This is a genomic window from Roseibacillus persicicus, from assembly GCF_014651675.1.
GTDB classification, from domain to species: Bacteria; Verrucomicrobiota; Verrucomicrobiia; order Verrucomicrobiales; family Akkermansiaceae; genus Roseibacillus; species Roseibacillus persicicus.
Window position 1 is genome coordinate 87,954 of sequence record NZ_BMXI01000009.1, and the last position, 15,300, is coordinate 103,253.

Annotated in this window: 13 protein-coding genes; 6 read left to right on the forward strand and 7 right to left on the reverse strand. The window is 55.0% G+C overall.

Annotation, left to right across the window (positions count from 1 at the left end; all coding sequences use genetic code 11):
- The first annotated feature begins 126 nt into the window (after positions 1 to 126).
- The gene (locus tag IE099_RS11430) at positions 127 to 864 is read left to right on the forward strand and encodes a hypothetical protein (protein ID WP_189570069.1); all 738 of its coding nucleotides are present in this window, start codon (positions 127 to 129) and stop codon (positions 862 to 864) included.
- A gap of 31 nt (positions 865 to 895) precedes the next feature.
- Here IE099_RS11430 and IE099_RS11435 read toward each other — a convergent pair whose 3' ends face one another.
- Entirely contained in the window at positions 896 to 1,309 is a 414-nt protein-coding gene (locus IE099_RS11435; protein WP_189570070.1) for a DUF308 domain-containing protein, read from the reverse strand.
- A 296-nt stretch (positions 1,310 to 1,605) separates the two neighbouring features.
- Between IE099_RS11435 and IE099_RS11440 the strand changes: the two genes are divergently transcribed.
- Together IE099_RS11440 and lexA are read left to right on the forward strand one after the other, a co-directional pair.
- A complete protein-coding gene (locus tag IE099_RS11440; RefSeq protein ID WP_189570071.1) occupies positions 1,606 to 2,535 on the forward strand; it encodes an OTU domain-containing protein in 930 nt (309 codons plus the stop codon).
- Between the two features lie 197 nt (positions 2,536 to 2,732).
- On the forward strand, positions 2,733 to 3,347 hold the full coding sequence (gene lexA / locus IE099_RS11445) for a transcriptional repressor LexA (RefSeq protein WP_189570072.1): 615 nt from the start codon (positions 2,733 to 2,735) through the stop codon (positions 3,345 to 3,347).
- Between the two features lie 294 nt (positions 3,348 to 3,641).
- On the opposite strand, the gene panB is transcribed toward lexA, so the two are convergent.
- Together panB and IE099_RS11455 are read right to left on the reverse strand one after the other, a co-directional pair.
- Positions 3,642 to 4,424, reverse strand: a complete 783-nt coding sequence (gene panB, locus IE099_RS11450; RefSeq protein ID WP_189570073.1) for a 3-methyl-2-oxobutanoate hydroxymethyltransferase — start codon at positions 4,422 to 4,424, stop codon at positions 3,642 to 3,644.
- 100 nt (positions 4,425 to 4,524) lie between these two features.
- Positions 4,525 to 5,667, reverse strand: a complete 1,143-nt coding sequence (locus IE099_RS11455; protein WP_189570074.1) for a DUF4339 domain-containing protein — start codon at positions 5,665 to 5,667, stop codon at positions 4,525 to 4,527.
- A 141-nt stretch (positions 5,668 to 5,808) separates the two neighbouring features.
- On the opposite strand from IE099_RS11455, the gene ppdK reads away from it, so the two are divergent.
- Positions 5,809 to 8,646: a pyruvate, phosphate dikinase gene (gene ppdK / locus IE099_RS11460; protein WP_189570075.1), complete on the forward strand. Its 2,838-nt coding sequence runs from the start codon at positions 5,809 to 5,811 to the stop codon at positions 8,644 to 8,646.
- Positions 8,647 to 8,885: 239 nt separating this feature from the next.
- On the opposite strand, the gene IE099_RS11465 is transcribed toward ppdK, so the two are convergent.
- The 3 genes from IE099_RS11465 to IE099_RS11475 all read right to left on the reverse strand — a co-directional run bounded on the left by IE099_RS11465 (position 8,886) and on the right by IE099_RS11475 (position 12,057).
- Positions 8,886 to 10,106 carry a hypothetical protein gene (locus tag IE099_RS11465; protein ID WP_189570076.1) on the reverse strand — a complete coding sequence of 407 codons (1,221 nt, stop codon included), beginning with the start codon at positions 10,104 to 10,106 and terminating at the stop codon, positions 8,886 to 8,888.
- 480 nt (positions 10,107 to 10,586) lie between these two features.
- The gene (locus IE099_RS11470; RefSeq protein WP_189570077.1) at positions 10,587 to 11,291 is read right to left on the reverse strand and encodes an NRDE family protein; all 705 of its coding nucleotides are present in this window, start codon (positions 11,289 to 11,291) and stop codon (positions 10,587 to 10,589) included.
- A 355-nt stretch (positions 11,292 to 11,646) separates the two neighbouring features.
- On the reverse strand, positions 11,647 to 12,057 hold the full coding sequence (locus IE099_RS11475) for a DoxX family protein (protein WP_189570078.1): 411 nt from the start codon (positions 12,055 to 12,057) through the stop codon (positions 11,647 to 11,649).
- Positions 12,058 to 12,157: 100 nt separating this feature from the next.
- On the opposite strand from IE099_RS11475, the gene rseP reads away from it, so the two are divergent.
- Positions 12,158 to 13,624, forward strand: coding sequence for an RIP metalloprotease RseP (gene rseP, locus IE099_RS11480; RefSeq protein WP_189570079.1), 1,467 nt, complete (start codon positions 12,158 to 12,160; stop codon positions 13,622 to 13,624).
- Positions 13,625 to 13,633: 9 nt separating this feature from the next.
- Complete coding sequence (locus IE099_RS11485) at positions 13,634 to 14,731, forward strand: hypothetical protein (protein ID WP_189570080.1); 1,098 nt, start codon at positions 13,634 to 13,636, stop codon at positions 14,729 to 14,731.
- Between the two features lie 33 nt (positions 14,732 to 14,764).
- On the opposite strand, the gene IE099_RS11490 is transcribed toward IE099_RS11485, so the two are convergent.
- The gene (locus IE099_RS11490) at positions 14,765 to 15,205 is read right to left on the reverse strand and encodes a nuclear transport factor 2 family protein (protein ID WP_189570081.1); all 441 of its coding nucleotides are present in this window, start codon (positions 15,203 to 15,205) and stop codon (positions 14,765 to 14,767) included.
- Between the last annotated feature and the right edge of the window lie 95 nt (positions 15,206 to 15,300).

The window sequence follows — 15,300 nt, forward strand, 5'->3', positions numbered from 1 at the left end:
GTCGGAGGGGCATTCTTTAGGGCTTGGCAGAGGTTTTGGCAAGGTGGGGAAGGAAAAGGAGGCGATGAACCGTTGAAAGATTGAATTTTTAGCAGGGTGAAGCAGTTAAGTATGGGTGTGAGGAGAGTGTTTTACATTTTGGCTGCCGTTCTGGGGCTTTGGTCTCTGGTTAGCTGCGGGGTCTCGAGTCCCCAGCCTCTCGGGGCGGGTTCGGGTGACGCCAATGCGGCCTTTGCGGCGCAAAAGGTGGACGTGGATTTCGTGGCGGCCTGGTCGCGCTATCAGCGGGGTGATCGTACGGGCTCGGGTCGATATCTGGACAAGGCGGCCGCAACCCTCAAGCAACAGGGAGGAAATACCGGGGCGATCAAGAGTTTAGCCCAAAGAGTGAAATCCGGAGACTCGGTGAGCGAGAAGGATTTCGATGAGACCTTTGCGGGGAGTCACCGGGCGATGGCTCAGTATCACCGCGGACAGGCCGATCGTTTGATCGCCGGGCAGCAGGAGCAAGCTGCCGGGGCCTCGATGGAGGCGAGTGCCTATCACTTCGAGCGTTCGGCCCAATGGTCAGGTCAGCCCCTCAGTCCGCAAGAACAACAGGAAGTATCTAATTTGCGACGGGTCGGTGATGCGCTCCAGACCGGTTCGGGCTATCTTGTGAAAGGCTCCGGCTATCTTGTGGAAGGGACCGGTTGGGTTCTGGGCAAGGGTTTCAATCTCTTGACCCGGGGAGGAGAGCGCACCCAGGGGACCGCGGGTAACGTGATGTTCGGAACGGGGCGCGGAGGCGAAACGGGTTCGCGTTGGATCGAGAGTGCCGGAGGTGGGATTCGGCGTTTTGGAGACTGGATCCTCCGCCGCTAACAAAGCGATTCGTTCAATTTCAGAGAGACGGCTATTGATCGACTTTCTCGAAGGCTTTCTCAGGATGGTGTAAGAGTCGACCTCCCAAGATGATGGATGCGATGCCGAAGATGATTGGTCCGCGTCGAAGGCCATCGTCAGCATCGTCTCCGGCAAAGGTCAGGACGATAGCGATCAATCCCCCTGCGATGGCGAGGACGCCGACAAAGCGGGCCGCTTTCTTTGTTCCGTTTTTAGGTTTGGCGATTTGATAGGCTGTGCGGGCGCGGTAATACTCAAAGGCGAGGTCGTCTGCGGACAAAGCACCATGTAGACGGCTATGGGCGAATTCCCGCTCGATGGCCTCGAGTTCTTTTCCCTCGAAAACCAATTGGTTCACGCGATCAGTCGCTTCTTCCTGACGGGTCATTTCACTATCGTGCGAGTAGTGGTGGGTGGGACTCACCTCTCTATTCAGTCAGCAAAACCTGGCTTGCCGATCTGGCTTTTCCTCTTGGGAGAGAGATTTGGGCTTGTTGTCGATGGGCTCTTGGGAAAAGCTACCTCCATCATGCGCCTGAATCATCATTCCTGATTAGCAACGGCCCGGAGGATTTCCGGAGCCGTGCCAACCATGATCCAGGCTTCCAAAAGTGAGGAAGCCAACCGGGAGCGAGGTCCGTCACGCAACGGACAGTCGTGCTCCCTTTCGAACAAGGGCTCACAAGGAGGAGCCCGAAGTCCTCCTTATTTTTTTCAGGAATGAAAACCACAGAATTACGCGAGGTGATCGCGTGTTTGCCGAAGGGGCGCACCCTCTATCGGTATGCGAAAGATGATTATGCCTTCCGGTTGTTAGGTCGTGCGGTGCAGAGCTGTGCCACCTTGGAAGAGTTGCGAGCTTCGCCTTATGGCAAGCTCTTGGAGAAGCCAGTGGTGAAAGACTGTATGGCACGGGGAAGCTCTGCCCAATGGTTCGGGCCGGGCTTCGGAGCCTATCGCGAGGGGCAGCAAACTTACCGCTTGTCTCTCGACGAGTGGGGCGGGGATGGTCAGCAGTGGAGCTGGCGACAGACGACCCGCCCTGGCAAGAGCTTGGTGCTGCAACTCAATCTAACAGGACGACATCATGAGTTGATGGTCGGGATGCTGGGGGACAAGGAATACGATCCTTTTCACTTCAGCTGCCATCCCGCGCGAAAGGGGCGCAATGCCACTTTGGCGTGGGCGCGTCTCGACTTCGACCTGGAGACACGGGAAGCGCTCATTGAAGAGATTCAGACTGACCGCTTGCGGGACGTCAGGGCTCTGATGCGTGAGCGCCCCTGCAAAGAGTGCGGGCGAATCCACTGGCACGGATATCGTCTCGATGCCCGCCAGGTGAAGCGCTTTTGGGAAGAAGAAATGAAGCACCATGAAGCCATCTGGTCCGAGGCGATCCTAATGGCGTCCCTCGAATTTCTCTTTGGTGAGATTGGGGTTGAGAAGGTCTTCTATCATACCTTCGAGTTGGGTTGCCGCTTGAAGGGAATTACCGAAACCCGCCCTCCCAAGTCCCTCTACACCTCTTTGCCCAAGAAGTTCTGCTTTCGCGAGACGGGGGAGATTCCAGCCTTCTTGCGAGGGTCGCGCTTTCGCCGGAGAGAGTTGAAAAAGGTGGCGGAGGATTCCCGGTTCTTCGTGATGGATTAGCCAAGGTGGCAGGCTGTCGAAGTCGCGGACTGGGCAGAATGTAAGCAGTGAAGCTTGCAACACGATTGCACAATGCGGTCCCAACCCTCGGCAGCCTGCTTCCGCTTCGCAGTGGAGAACTGGAAACACTGCAGGCAAAGAAAACACTTGTTCAAAGGGTCAGAAGGGGTATTGTTCCTTCGAACGTTGTTCAAATTATGGCCCAAGCACTCACTGACAAACAACAAGCCGTCCTGGATTTCCTCAAAGCCGAGCATCGCCGTTCCGGTTTGATTCCGTCGACCCGCGAAATCCAAGCCCACTTTGGGTTTGCCAGTCAAACTGCTGCGATGAGTCATTTACGGGCTTTGGAGAGAAAGGAAGCGGTGGTCCGCCTGCCCGGAAAGGCTCGTGCGGTCATGTTTCCAGATGAAATGGAACGTGAAGAAATCATCGATATCCCAGTCTACGGTTCCATCGCCGCTGGTATGGCGGAAGATCAGGTTCAAGATCAGGAAAGTTGCCTTTCCATTGATATTTCCAGTCTCGGACTTCGAGGAAACTCCAAGACTTTTGCCTTGAAGGTGAGAGGCGAGTCCATGATCGACGCCCATATCTGTGATGGCGATACCGTAGTTCTTGAATTTCGCGAACCCAAGAATGGGGACATCGTGGCGGCCCTGATCGATGGCGAGACGACCTTGAAGCGCTACATTGTGAATCGCGGCAAGCCTTACCTTCAGGCGGAGAACGAATTGTATCCCGATCTCATACCTGCCCGTGAACTCGTGATTCAAGGCGTGATGGTCGCGTTGCTCCGGAACTCACGCTAGTAGGGGGCAATAAATAGTCGTGGGAGTTGGGAAGGTTTTCCTGCTTTCGTTTTTTAGCCTGCTTCTCTGGAAGGAGACAGGGAGCAGGGAAGCTGCCCTTGGAAGTTGAGTCTGTTGGCAAATGAACTAGCGATGCCGTCTGCCAATTTACTCTTTATCTCGGTTTCCGATGAAGTGAGTGAAGGCGAGACTTCAGAGTGAAGGAATCAGGGAATTGAAAAGCGTTGGAGCAGCCTTTTTGCTCCGTCTGGTCGTTGGATGTCTGGGCTGGGAGGTTCTGCTTTTGGCAAAAGATTATTCTTCGCCAAAGGGCTTAATAGCCTTTTGGTAGGCGAGTGCGGCTTCGCTGGTGGATTGGCCGTGTGCTGCCCGTGGAGTGGCAAAGGGAGGGACGAACCAAGGGTAGCTACCAAGCAAGTCGGTAATTACCGCGATTTCTCCGTGGGTATTACCGTTACCACAACCGATGCCGATTGTGGGTACTTCGAGTTGTTCGGACAGCTTGCGTGCCACTGAGGGAATCACGGACTCCAGGACCAAGGCGTCGATTCCAGCCTCTTGTAATGCGAGTGCCCCTTCCAAGAGCGCGGCAACCTGCTCTTCCGTTTTCCCCTTTTTCTTGTAGCCGCCCTCCTCTTTGACTCGTTGGGGGAGCATCCCGAGATGCCCAACCACCGGAATGCCATCCTCGGTAATGGCGCGCACTTTTTCCGCCTGTCGGATTCCGCCCTCCAGCTTCACCGCTTCAGCTCCAGCCTCAACGAGACGCCGGGCGTTCCGGACCGCTTCCTCGGGAGTGGTGTAAGAGTGAATGGGAAGATCTCCGAGCAGGAGTGCTTTTTTACAACCTCTTGCCGCTGCCGCTACGTGATGCAGCATATGCTCCATGGTCACGTGAGTGGTATCGGGATAACCCAGAACTACCATTCCCAGAGAGTCGCCCACCAACAAGAGATCGATTCCGGCCTCGTCGAGGAGACGGGCAGTCGGGTAGTCGTAGGCGGTCAATGCCGAGATGGGATTGCCGGGAGTCTTCACGCGCGCCTTGAGCGCCGCGGCTTTTTCGAGTGCGGTCACGGAGGGAACTTCGCTGCCCGATAGGAAAAGGGCACGAAGATTTTTCAGTTCAGTCAGATTCCTCAGTCCGGGTGAAAGCTGGTCTGCGCAGCTTCTCCTTTTAACCCCCGAATTGGTCTTTCAGCAATCCACGACTTTGGAGGGCAGGGGGGCCATGTTGGAGCCACCGGTAGGCCAAAAGCCATGCGAGCCAAGTGAGAGGGACGGTGAAAAGGAGTCCAACACAAAGTGCGACAGCCCCCGCCACATTGATGAGAAAGAGGAGAACCCCGAGGCCCAGGAGATTCATTTTGTTATTTTGCGTGATACTCGAGCTGTAGCGGAAGGCCTCGAAGACCCCCATGTTTCGATCAACAATCGCATGCTGGTATTGGCCAAAACGGAGAGCGAGGTAGACGCCCGGAACGATTAATAGAATCGATCCTGCCGCGACCATCAGCCAGTAAAGGATCGAAGCCCCGAAGGCTCGCAATAGCTTGGAGCCTTCACCAAACATCATCCCAATCTCAGCTGGCTTTCCTGAGATGAAATTCAGTCCGAACCGAGTGATGCCCAAGGTCAGGAAGATGGACACGACTTGTGAAATCAGATTCGTCACAGCGCTAACTGCTAAAGCCCCGCCGGTGCTGGGGCCAGTCTGTTGTCCCGGGAATGTCGAGCTGCCCGAGGAGAAATCAGGTTGGTTGACGCCACCACCTGCGAAGGCCTCGATGACGCCAAGAACCATGCCCAAGCCAAAGCTGATCGCGAAGTAAATGACCCAAACGGCCACTAGAATTCCAAAGTGTTTTTTCGTGAGGGTGAATGCCCGGTCGATGCACTCGGTGATGCCCAGGGGAGAGCTGCCGGGTTCGATCTCCGGTAGGTCGTCGCCGGAGTTTTCGGGGGTGGGGTAGGAGCTGGCGACGGGTGCTTGATAGGGATCATGACTACTGGTTGGACGGGCGGCCGGCTGGTTCGCCGCTTCATTTGGGGGCGTCGGATTGTTGCTTCGAGTGAGATTGAGCTCAGGGACTTCTGCTACCTTTTTCCAATCGGCCATCCCTTCGCTCCACACGAGATCTTTGGTGGGATTGAAGTCACCGCTTGCGGCCAACCGAGCTAATTCTTCTTCGCTGACCGGACCTTTTTGTTCGCCACTGTGGGCATAAAACCAACTGTTCATCTCGCGCAAAGCAGTATCAGGAAAATGAGGTCGGTGGCAAGAGAGCTTGAGGTAATGCTGAATTGAAGAGTTCGCCATTTTGCGAACCCCGCGAAATCCCCGTAGCATGAGGGATTGCCGCATTGACACTTGCAAGTTCGTTGGTAAAGTCCGCGCCCTTGCGGCGAGGCGAAATCCGTTCACCCCGCCCAACCTCTGAAAAACCACTCGCGCAATACGATGGCAACCGTAAAAAAGAAAGCTGCTAAAAAGGCAGTGAAAAAGTCGGCAAAGAAGGCAACTAAGAAAACTGCAGCGAAGAAGTCCGCTGCAGCAAAAGCCAAACCTGGAAAGTATGTTTACGTTTGGGGTGACGGCAAAGCCGACGGCGACGGCTCCATGAAAGCTCTCCTCGGTGGTAAAGGTGCGAACCTTGCTGAGATGAGCAACATTGGTGTTCCTGTTCCAGCTGGTTTCACCATCACGACCGAGGTCTGCACTTACTACTATGACAATGGTAAGAAGTACCCCAAGACTCTCGACGCGCAGATCGAAGAGAACATTGCCAAGGTTGAAAAAGTCATGGGCAAAAAGTTCGGTGACCTCGAGAACCCTCTTCTCCTTTCCGTCCGTTCCGGTGCTCGCGAGTCGATGCCCGGCATGATGGACACCATCCTCAACCTCGGCATCAACGACGAAGTTGTGGAAGCTCTCGCGACCAAAACTGGCAACGCCAAGTTCGCTTGGGACTCCTACCGTCGCTTCCTCCAGATGTATGGTAGCGTGGTGATGGAAGTGGAAGCCGAAGCCGGCGAGCACCATGACCCCTACGAAGTCATCCTCGACGAAGCGAAGGAAAAGGCTGGCGTGAAAGATGACTCCGGTCTCTCCGCTGACGACCTCCGCGAGGTGGTTGAAAAGTTCAAAGCTCTCATTAAAGATCGCTCTGGTAAGAATTTCCCTGAAGACCCCCGCGCCCAGCTCAAGGGTGCCGTGAACGCGGTCTTCAACTCTTGGAACAATGACCGTGCGATCGTTTACCGTCAGAAGTATGGTATCCCAGCCGCATGGGGAACTGCCGTGAACGTGCAGGCCATGGTTTTCGGAAACACCGGAAAAACTTCCGGAACCGGTGTGGCATTCACTCGCGACCCCGCTACTGGCGAAAACGTTTTCTACGGTGAGTATCTCATCGACGCACAGGGTGAGGACGTTGTTGCAGGTGTCCGTACTCCCAAGCCTATCGCCAAGATGGCCAAGGACCTTCCCAAGTCTTACAAAGAGCTTCAGGTGATTCGCAAGAAGCTCGAGAAGCACTTCCGCGATGTGCAGGACGTTGAGTTCACCATCGAAGAAGGCAAGCTCTGGATGCTTCAGACCCGTAACGGCAAGCGCACCGGTTTCGCCGCTGTGAACATCGCCCTCGACATGGTCAAGGAGCGTCTCATCAAGAAGGAAGAAGCCATTCTCCGCATCCCCGCGGATGACTTGAGCCACCTCCTTGCTCCTATCTTCGACTCCAAGGCTGAGAAGGCTGCCACCAAGGTGGGCTCCGGTCTTCCTGCTGGTCCTGGTGCTGCATCCGGTAAAATCTACTTCTCTGCTGAGGAGTCTGTTGCCGCTGCTGCCAAAGGTGAGTCTGTAATCCTTGTTCGCCAGGCGACCTCTCCCGAGGACCTTCGCGGCATGATTGCGGCGGAAGGAATTCTCACTACCGAAGGTGGTGCTTCTTCCCACGCGGCATTGGTTGCTCGTCAGATGGGTAAAGTCTGCGTTTGCGGTGCTCACAACATGAGCATCGACTACGACAAGAAGACTTTGACCGGTAACGGCGTGACTTTGAACGAAGGCGACGAGCTTTCTCTCAACGGTTTCGTGGGTAGCGTTTACGCGGGTGAGATTCAGTCCTCTCCTTCCCAGGTCATCCAGGGTCTCCTCGAGAACAAGGCTGCGGCCAAGCGCTCCGACACTTACAAGAAGTTCATGGAGCTCATGTCCTGGACCGACAAGCTTCGTAAGCTGGGCATCCGCACCAACTCCGATACTCCCGAGCAGGTGGAGCAGGCCATCAAGTTCGGTGCCGAAGGCATCGGCCTGACCCGTGCCGAGCACATGTTCTTCGAAGGCAACCGCATCGACTCCGTCCGTGAGATGATTCTCGCTGACGACGACGAAGGCCGCGCGAAAGCTCTCAAGAAGATCAAGGTCTTCATGAAGAAGGACTTCAAAGGCATCTTCAAAGCACTCGACGGTCGCCCCGCGACCATCCGTCTGCTGGACCCACCACTTCACGAGTTCATCGGCACCATGACCGACGAGCAGAAGCAGGATCTTTCCGAGAAAATCGGCATGAGCGCTTCCGACATCACCAAGCGGATTCACTCTCTTCACGAAGAGAACCCGATGCTTGGTCACCGTGGTTGCCGTCTCGGAATCAGCTACCCAGCGATCACCGCGACTCAAGTGGAAGCCATCCTCGAAGCCGCTGCTGAAGTTCAGGCCAAGGGCACCAAGGTTCTCCCCGAGATCATGGTTCCTCTCGTCTCCTATGCTCGTGAGCTGGAAATCCAGAAGCAAGTCATCGACGAGACTGCGGACGAAGTGCGCAAGAAGTTGGGTCTGAAGAAGAGCCAGTTGAAGTACACCGTGGGAACCATGATTGAGATTCCTCGCGCTGCCATCACCGCTGATGAAGTGGCTGAGCACGCTGAGTTCTTCTCCTTCGGAACCAACGACCTCACGCAGACTGGCCTCGGTCTTTCCCGTGATGACTCCTCCAGCTTCCTTCCTGCTTACCAGGATGCCGAAGTCCTCAGCAACAACCCCTTCGCCAGCCTGGACCAAGGCGGTGTTGGCAAGTTGGTCGAGATGGGTGTCAAAGGCGGACGTTCCGTGAAGCCCAAGCTTAAGCTTGGTATCTGCGGTGAGCACGGTGGTGACCCTGACTCCGTCAAGTTCTTCCACCGCGCTGGACTCAACTACGTGTCCTGTTCTCCGTTCCGTATCCCCGTTGCCCGCCTCGCTGCTGCGCAGGCTGCCCTCGAGGAAAAAGGATTGGCTCGCGGTGAGGTGAGCTAATCGCTGCACCCAAAAATTCTTTCAAAGCCCCGTCGGAGAAATCCGCCGGGGCTTTTTTGTGGAGCATGGAGATTCCCGTCCATTAGCAGAGCCCTGGTTTGTCAGAGCTCAAGTCAAAAATAGTCGCGCCGCTCCAAGTGCACGTGGGGGTCGCGCTGTTCGTCAATTTCCCCAGAGCTTACGTTTGGGGTGGCTTTCGGGGTCTTTTTGGCTGCGCGCTCCGGCGGCAACTCTGGCTATCAGTTGATTCGATTCTTTATGAGGCCCGCTCGCCAAGCTGATTTTGTGAGTCCGTGAATCGGGGTGAGCATCCAGACGATGTCTCCCTCAACGTCTGAATTCCCAGGAAGCCCTTCTTCATCAATTTGGTTTCTTCCGACTGACCAGAGGTGTGGTGTTCCGTCGTTCTTCAGGCGGTATTGCAGGATTCCATCCGAAAAAGGATCATTCAAATCTTCGCCCAAGAGTTCGGTTAGGGCTTTGGGGTAGTTACCATGGTCAATTCGATGGCGTTCAAGTTTGAGTCCGATTCTAGCAACTTTGATTTTGGCGGCCAAAGACTTCTGTTTTAAAAAGAAGGTTGCCGCAAAATTGATGGGTTGTTGAGCTGGTTCGAAAAAGAGTCGCTCTAGGCATTCGGGCTCAGATAGGTGCATGCGAGGGTCGTATTCTGAATTCTTCCACGCTGAATCTGCATTCAGCTGAAACTGTATCAAACGAGCTTTATCGAGGTCGAACCAACCGCTCGGGAAGGCGCGGTGTCTCAGCTTTTCACATTCTTCACTGATCGCGTCGAATGCGGGAACCCCAGTATAGCTGTGCAAGCTCATGCCATCAAAACCTCTGCTGGAATAGATTTCATTGATTCGGTTACGGTGAATTTTGAATGTTTCGAGATTATGGATGGTTGCCACGGCTTCTCCCCAGAGGGCTCTTTTGAACTGCTCCTGTGTCGGAGGGTTCTCTAAGACCTTTAAGAGGGTTCCGACTTGTTCGCTGGTCAGGAGCTGGCTTTGAACGAGCTCCCAAATTGAGCCTTCCAACAGCAACCATATTGTCCGGGAGGTTGAAAGGCTCGAGTAGCAGGGAAAGCACTCTCGATTGGCCAACTTGAGTAAAAAGAGAATGTTCTCAATGGCTCGATTTGGATCCTCTTGGGCAATCGCGAGTGCAATATCGTCATTGGTCAATTCGGCCGCCTGTGTGACATTGGCCCATAAGGAATTGTGATGATAGAGGGCTCCACTTGGAGGAGGGAGGACTAGAGGCACTCCTTCCAACTGGTGCTTGAGTTCATTCAGCAACTTAAGTTCCGCACCCAAAATAATCTCCAGCTCTCTTGCTGCTTCAATTTCAGTTTTGGGAGGAAGGGCCAGCAAAGAACGGAAATCACGTCGCTGTCCTTGCCAGCGTTGATAGAAACGAGTTTCTCTGGAGTCTTTAGAAAGCTTAATCTTCAAAGGTCCATGTCCTGAACGAGAGTTAGAAATCAGATTTCTAACAGAGTGAATTCGGCGAGAGTCGAATCCGGCTAGGGAATGGAGAGGAATGGTTTCAGCCGTGATTTCTGGCAAGTAGTCTCTTTGGTTTAAGCTGATGCCAGAGTCCTTCGCGTCCTTTTGTGCTTTCTCCCAGGCTCTGGCACCTCGCCAGTTTTCGATTCCATAGAAGGTCAGAGTAAGTAGAGCGAGCACCCACGGCCCCCAAATCAGAATTGGCTTCCAAGGGATCTTGTGAGCAACGAGCCAAAGAGCTTTGTTGATGAAGCGGCGCATGGATGCGACCACGATATCCAAGTTCCAATCATTGGCGAGCATCGGAGCAGGGACATTTCTGTCCATGAGCAGAGCCCCGGAGTGTCAGAGTCTCCCTCAATGCTTTGTGGCGTGCATTGTGACTCTGTGCGCCGCCAGTAAGAATTTGTGCGGACGATTCGGTGCTCAGGGACAGGAATGTCCCCGCTCCAAGCGGAGGCTTGTTTGATGAAGGGTCGGCTCTTGGGCGAGGTCGGGGAATTCCTCCCAGTAGTCCCAGAAGATTTCGGCCGCAGTGATAGTGAGGTGAGAGCGGGACCAAGTTTGGGCGTCGGGTCGATTCATGCGCACGGTGTAGGCGCTGGAGGAGCCGTGTTTGCTGCTTTGAAAATCTTCAAGTCGCTTGGCATGGGCAAAAGCTTGCTCTCGGGCGGTCTTCACCTCTTCGAACTGATAGGAGGAGCTGGTCAGGGGCATGCGAGGCTCGAACGCGGTGAGCTCTTTTCCTTTCCAAGAGAAGCCACGGACTTGGCCGCTGGCGAAGGCGATGAGGTCAAAGGGTTTTGCTCCTTGCGAGTTGTCTGGAAGAATTTGGGCGAGATCGACGAGAGTCGGACAGTCGGCCAACTCGGTCACGACGCTGCCCCGGCTTTTTTGATAATGGAGAGTTGATTCCTCATGCCAACGATTGAGAAGGCAGATCACGATCCCATGCCCGTTGGCCAGCATCCAAGTGCCGCCCGCATCAGGGTCGATGGGGGAGAGGTAGCGGGTGCCTTTTTCACTCAAATGGGAGCGAGGAGGCTCAGCCCGGCTGCGTGTCTTGAGCTCGTCTCGATTGAAAAAGACCTCCAAGGCGTTTCGTTCGCCCCGCCACGTCAGGGTGCACATCTTGGGAAAACGTTCATTGCCCGAAAGGGTCCTCCACCTCGATGGTGGGGATCTCTTCGGGGGACTCTTTTTCGTCCACGGGACAAGATTCGTCTGGGCTGCCGACCGGCAGCGCCTTTCCTGTCACTCCTCATGTGCTCCCGCCCGGGGAGTTGCCTGAGGACATTCATGTTTCCACTCCCATCGAAGGGAGGATCCAAAGTTGGGCCGCAAAGTAGAGCCCGACAAACGCAATGACTCCCATCACGCTGGTGAGGGTGCTGCCCTTTTTATTTGTTCGATTCATCAAGGGTAAGATAGCTGGCTTTGGAAAAAATTCCGGTAAAATTTCACCGACAATCTGAGCAGGAGGCTGTTAGGCAGCGGTTTTCTTGCTATAGCGCAGGTCCAGACTCCAAGCTCCCGCGCCTTTCCAGATGACATAAAGCGAACCTAAAATCAGTGTGATGGGAAGAATGACCGGTGGCTCGTCGGCCCAGTCATAGACCGCATGTGCGTAGAGGGCCATGGCCATGGTTGGAATGGTGAGAGCGGCTCCGGCCCGGGCAAAAAAGCCAGTGATGAGGAGGGCGCCCGCGAGAATTTCGGCCCCTGTGCCTATCACGTTGTTGAGCTCGGGAAAAGGGATCCCCGCTCCGCGCAGGATAGGTTCCAAGGGGGCGGTTCCGATGAGGTGTTGAATCCCGATGCCGAGCAGGGGGAGGGACACCAGAATACGGACGATAGCGGAGGATTTCTGGTTTGTGGTTCGGGTAATCTGTCTCATGTTACTAAGCAAGACAGTTCAACAGCGGCGTTTATTCCCTCGGAGACTCCAGCCTTGCGAAAAGTTGGTGTTTCGGGCACAGTCGTTTTATTAAGCAGTTATGGAAATTTTAGTAAACCTAATCGCCATTGTGGTGGTCGTCCTTTTGTTCAATTTCATGATTTTCATCCATGAATTGGGGCACTTCCTGGCAGCCAAATGGCGGGGGCTGGCGGTTGACAAATTTTACATTTGGTTTGGCAAGCCGATATGGAAAAAGACTATCGGTGGGGTTGAGTATGGAATAGGTAGTATCCCTGCGGGAGGTTACGTGGCCCTTCCCCAGATGGCGCCGATGGAGTCTATCGAGGGTGGAGACAGCACGCGGCGCAAGGAGTTGCCACCCATCACGCCGCTGGACAAAATCATTGTTGCCTTCGCGGGACCTCTTTTCAGCTTTGGATTGGCATTTGCGGCTGCCTGCTTGGTTTGGGTTGTCGGTAAGCCCCGGGGAACGGTCGATACAACGGTAGTCGGCTATGTGCAGGCTGGAAGCCCTGCGGACCAAGCGGGTATTCAAGTCGGGGATGAGATCGTGAGCGTCGACGGCAAGGAAGTAGATAAGTTCTTCGGCGGTCTGTCTGGTTTCTCCGAACGGGTGATGTTGAGCGAGAACAAGACCGTTCGGGTGGGCGTCAAAAGAGGCGAACAAGAGCTGACGCTGACGTCCGGGTTTTTGTCAAAAGAGAACTCCTGGTGGCAGCGCAAGGCGATGAGGGAAATCGGGGTGAGCTATGCCTCCGATATGGATGTGATTTTTGTCCAAGAGGAGAGCCCTGCCGATCGGGCTGGTCTGAAGGTGGGAGACCGGGTGCTTTCGATTTCCGGAATTGCAGTGAAAAGCCATCTGCACTTGGGGGATATCCTCAAGGAGAATTTGGGGAAGACTCTTCCGATGACCATCAAACGCGGAGAGGAAGAACTCGTCCTGCAGGTGGACTCGGTGATCCCCATCGACAAGGTGACCAAGGAGCCACAACCTGATGGCCAGCCGAAGATTGGGGCCGGCTTTTCCTCTCCGGTGGATCAGTCTCTGGTGAAACCCAATCCATTCGTGCAGGTGAAGGAAAGTGTGGAGCTGATGGTGAGCACTATCCAGGCAATCGTCGCCAAGGATTCCAATGTGGGGATTCAGCATTTGAGTGGTCCGATTGGAATCGGGGGCGCGATGTTCGACTTCATTCGGAGTGACTATGCCATCCAGCTGATCCTTTGGTTCATGGTGGTTCTCAATATCAACCTCGCGATCATGAACCTTTTGCCGTTTCCCGTTCTGGACGGAGGGCACATCGTCTTTGCGATTGGGGAGTGGATCCGTGGACGTCCTGTGAAGCTCCGTATCCTGGAAGTGGTGCAAACGGGCTTTGTAGTCGTTTTGCTATCTCTTTTCGTCTACATCACGACCAAAGATATCGGAGACCGGTTCTTTGGAGGAGGGGATCAGTGGGGTGCTGGCGGATGGGCATGGCCCGAGCTGGCCTCGACTTCCGAACCCGCCACTCCCTTGGAGCCAGCTCCTGTCCCGTAACCTTCCCCCGTGAAACCAATTAAAATTCTCCGATCCCCTTCGTCGGTCAATGTCGCCCGCTTGGGCTTTTTGCTCCTTTGTCTGTTGACGGGAGTCGCACTTCACTACGGCTTTGGGGCTGATAGCGACGCACGCGACCTGTTGCCCATTTCCTCCGCCATTGGAGGGGCGCTAGTCATTGCCTTTCTCCTGATCTGGGTGGAAACTCTGATTCGCGATGTTTCTTTGCGGGAGTTTTCCACCGGAACCTTCGGTCTTGCGGTGGGCGTCTTTTGCGGCTGGCTCTTGACCCAGCTCAAGGTCGAGGAGGTATTGTTCAAGTTGATCGAGGTCAATGCCGGGGCCGATTCGCCCTATATGGATTCGAGCGTGCTCGACTTGATTACGCTGGCCTTTCGCGTGGTCTTTATCGGTGGCATGGGGTTCATTGCTTCCACGCTGGCTCTTCGGAGTGGCAAAGAGGATTTCGCTTTCGTGGTGCCCTATGTGCGCTTCCGACAGGATGGAACTTCAGGAGCTCCCATCGTGGTTGACCGCGAGGCGGTACTGGATGGGCGCATCGAATCGGTGATGAATTCAGGCTTTCTGGCGGGGAGAGTGGTCGTGCCACGTATGGTGCTTGATGACTTGCAGAATATGGTCGACTCGCCCGAGGCCCACGACAAGCAGCGTGCCCAGCGGGCCTTGGATGCGCTGGCGCGGATGAAGTCGGATGGCAAATATCGCCTGACGGTCCATGAGCATCCCGCCAACACTTCCACGGATGACCCGATGAGCCAGTTGGTCCGGATAGCCCAGATGCTGGCTGGCCGGGTCCTCACGGTGAGCGATGAGATCGCCCGAATCGCGGAGGTTCAAGGCGTGGATGTCCTGAACCTGCACGAATTGGTGGAAGCCTTGAAGCCGCGCGTGGTTGTGGGTCAACAGGTTCGCCTGGCCTTGGTCCGTAGTGGTCGGGACGAGCATCAGGCGGTGGGCTATCTCGCAGATGGGACGATGATCGTAGTCAATAATGCCGCGTCCCGCTTGGGGTCGACCCAGGATGTGGTGGTGATTTCCAAGTTGGAGACGACCAGCGGCGAGATGGTCTTTGCGGAGCTTGCCTAAGGCAAAAGTTTGGCGAGACGCTATTTGATGGGGTCAGGGTCTAACCTGCACCATCTTTCTGATACCACGCAGGGTGAGACCGATTCCGGGTATCTCGGCGTAGACACCTTCGGCAGCATCCCAGTAGTCTCTCTGGCTGGTGACTTTGCCTTCTTTGTTAAAAGTGAAGTAGCTGACTCCCGGCAATTCCCGCGCCTTTCCGCGAAAGCGGTAGCGCATCACCCACTTGAGAAAGGCGGCTTGTTCGTCGCCCCGGGAGTCGGTGATATCGAGGGAGATATTCTTGAGCTGTTTGAATAGGTCCTCGAAGATGACGCGAAGGTCATCCAGGCCGTGACCCTCGTTGATGGGGTCATCGAACTGAACGCGTTCGCTATAGTGTTCGCCGAGCTGTTCCAAGGACTCGGGTTGGAGATTTGCCAGAAAGTAGGTGATTCGGGCAACCGGGTGAAGGGTTTGCGCGTTGCGGTGCATTGTTGTTATGAAAGCTCGTACGCTATTTACTTGGCGCAAGTCAGATTCTTGCGTTTTCGTATGATCTTCCGTGGAACCTTTTCGCTGAAGAGGGA

Excerpts from the sequence above, each read along its gene's own strand:
- IE099_RS11440 (WP_189570071.1), top strand. The coding sequence starts at position 1,606 with ATGAAAACCACAGAATTACGCGAGGTGATCGCGTGTTTGCCGAAGGGG.
- lexA (WP_189570072.1), top strand. The coding sequence starts at position 2,733 with ATGGCCCAAGCACTCACTGACAAACAACAAGCCGTCCTGGATTTCCTC.
- IE099_RS11455 (WP_189570074.1), bottom strand. The coding sequence starts at position 5,667 with ATGGCGAACTCTTCAATTCAGCATTACCTCAAGCTCTCTTGCCACCGA.
- ppdK (WP_189570075.1), top strand. The coding sequence starts at position 5,809 with ATGGCAACCGTAAAAAAGAAAGCTGCTAAAAAGGCAGTGAAAAAGTCG.
- IE099_RS11470 (WP_189570077.1), bottom strand. The coding sequence starts at position 11,291 with ATGTGCACCCTGACGTGGCGGGGCGAACGAAACGCCTTGGAGGTCTTT.
- IE099_RS11475 (WP_189570078.1), bottom strand. The coding sequence starts at position 12,057 with ATGAGACAGATTACCCGAACCACAAACCAGAAATCCTCCGCTATCGTC.
- rseP (WP_189570079.1), top strand. The coding sequence starts at position 12,158 with ATGGAAATTTTAGTAAACCTAATCGCCATTGTGGTGGTCGTCCTTTTG.
- IE099_RS11490 (WP_189570081.1), bottom strand. The coding sequence starts at position 15,205 with ATGCACCGCAACGCGCAAACCCTTCACCCGGTTGCCCGAATCACCTAC.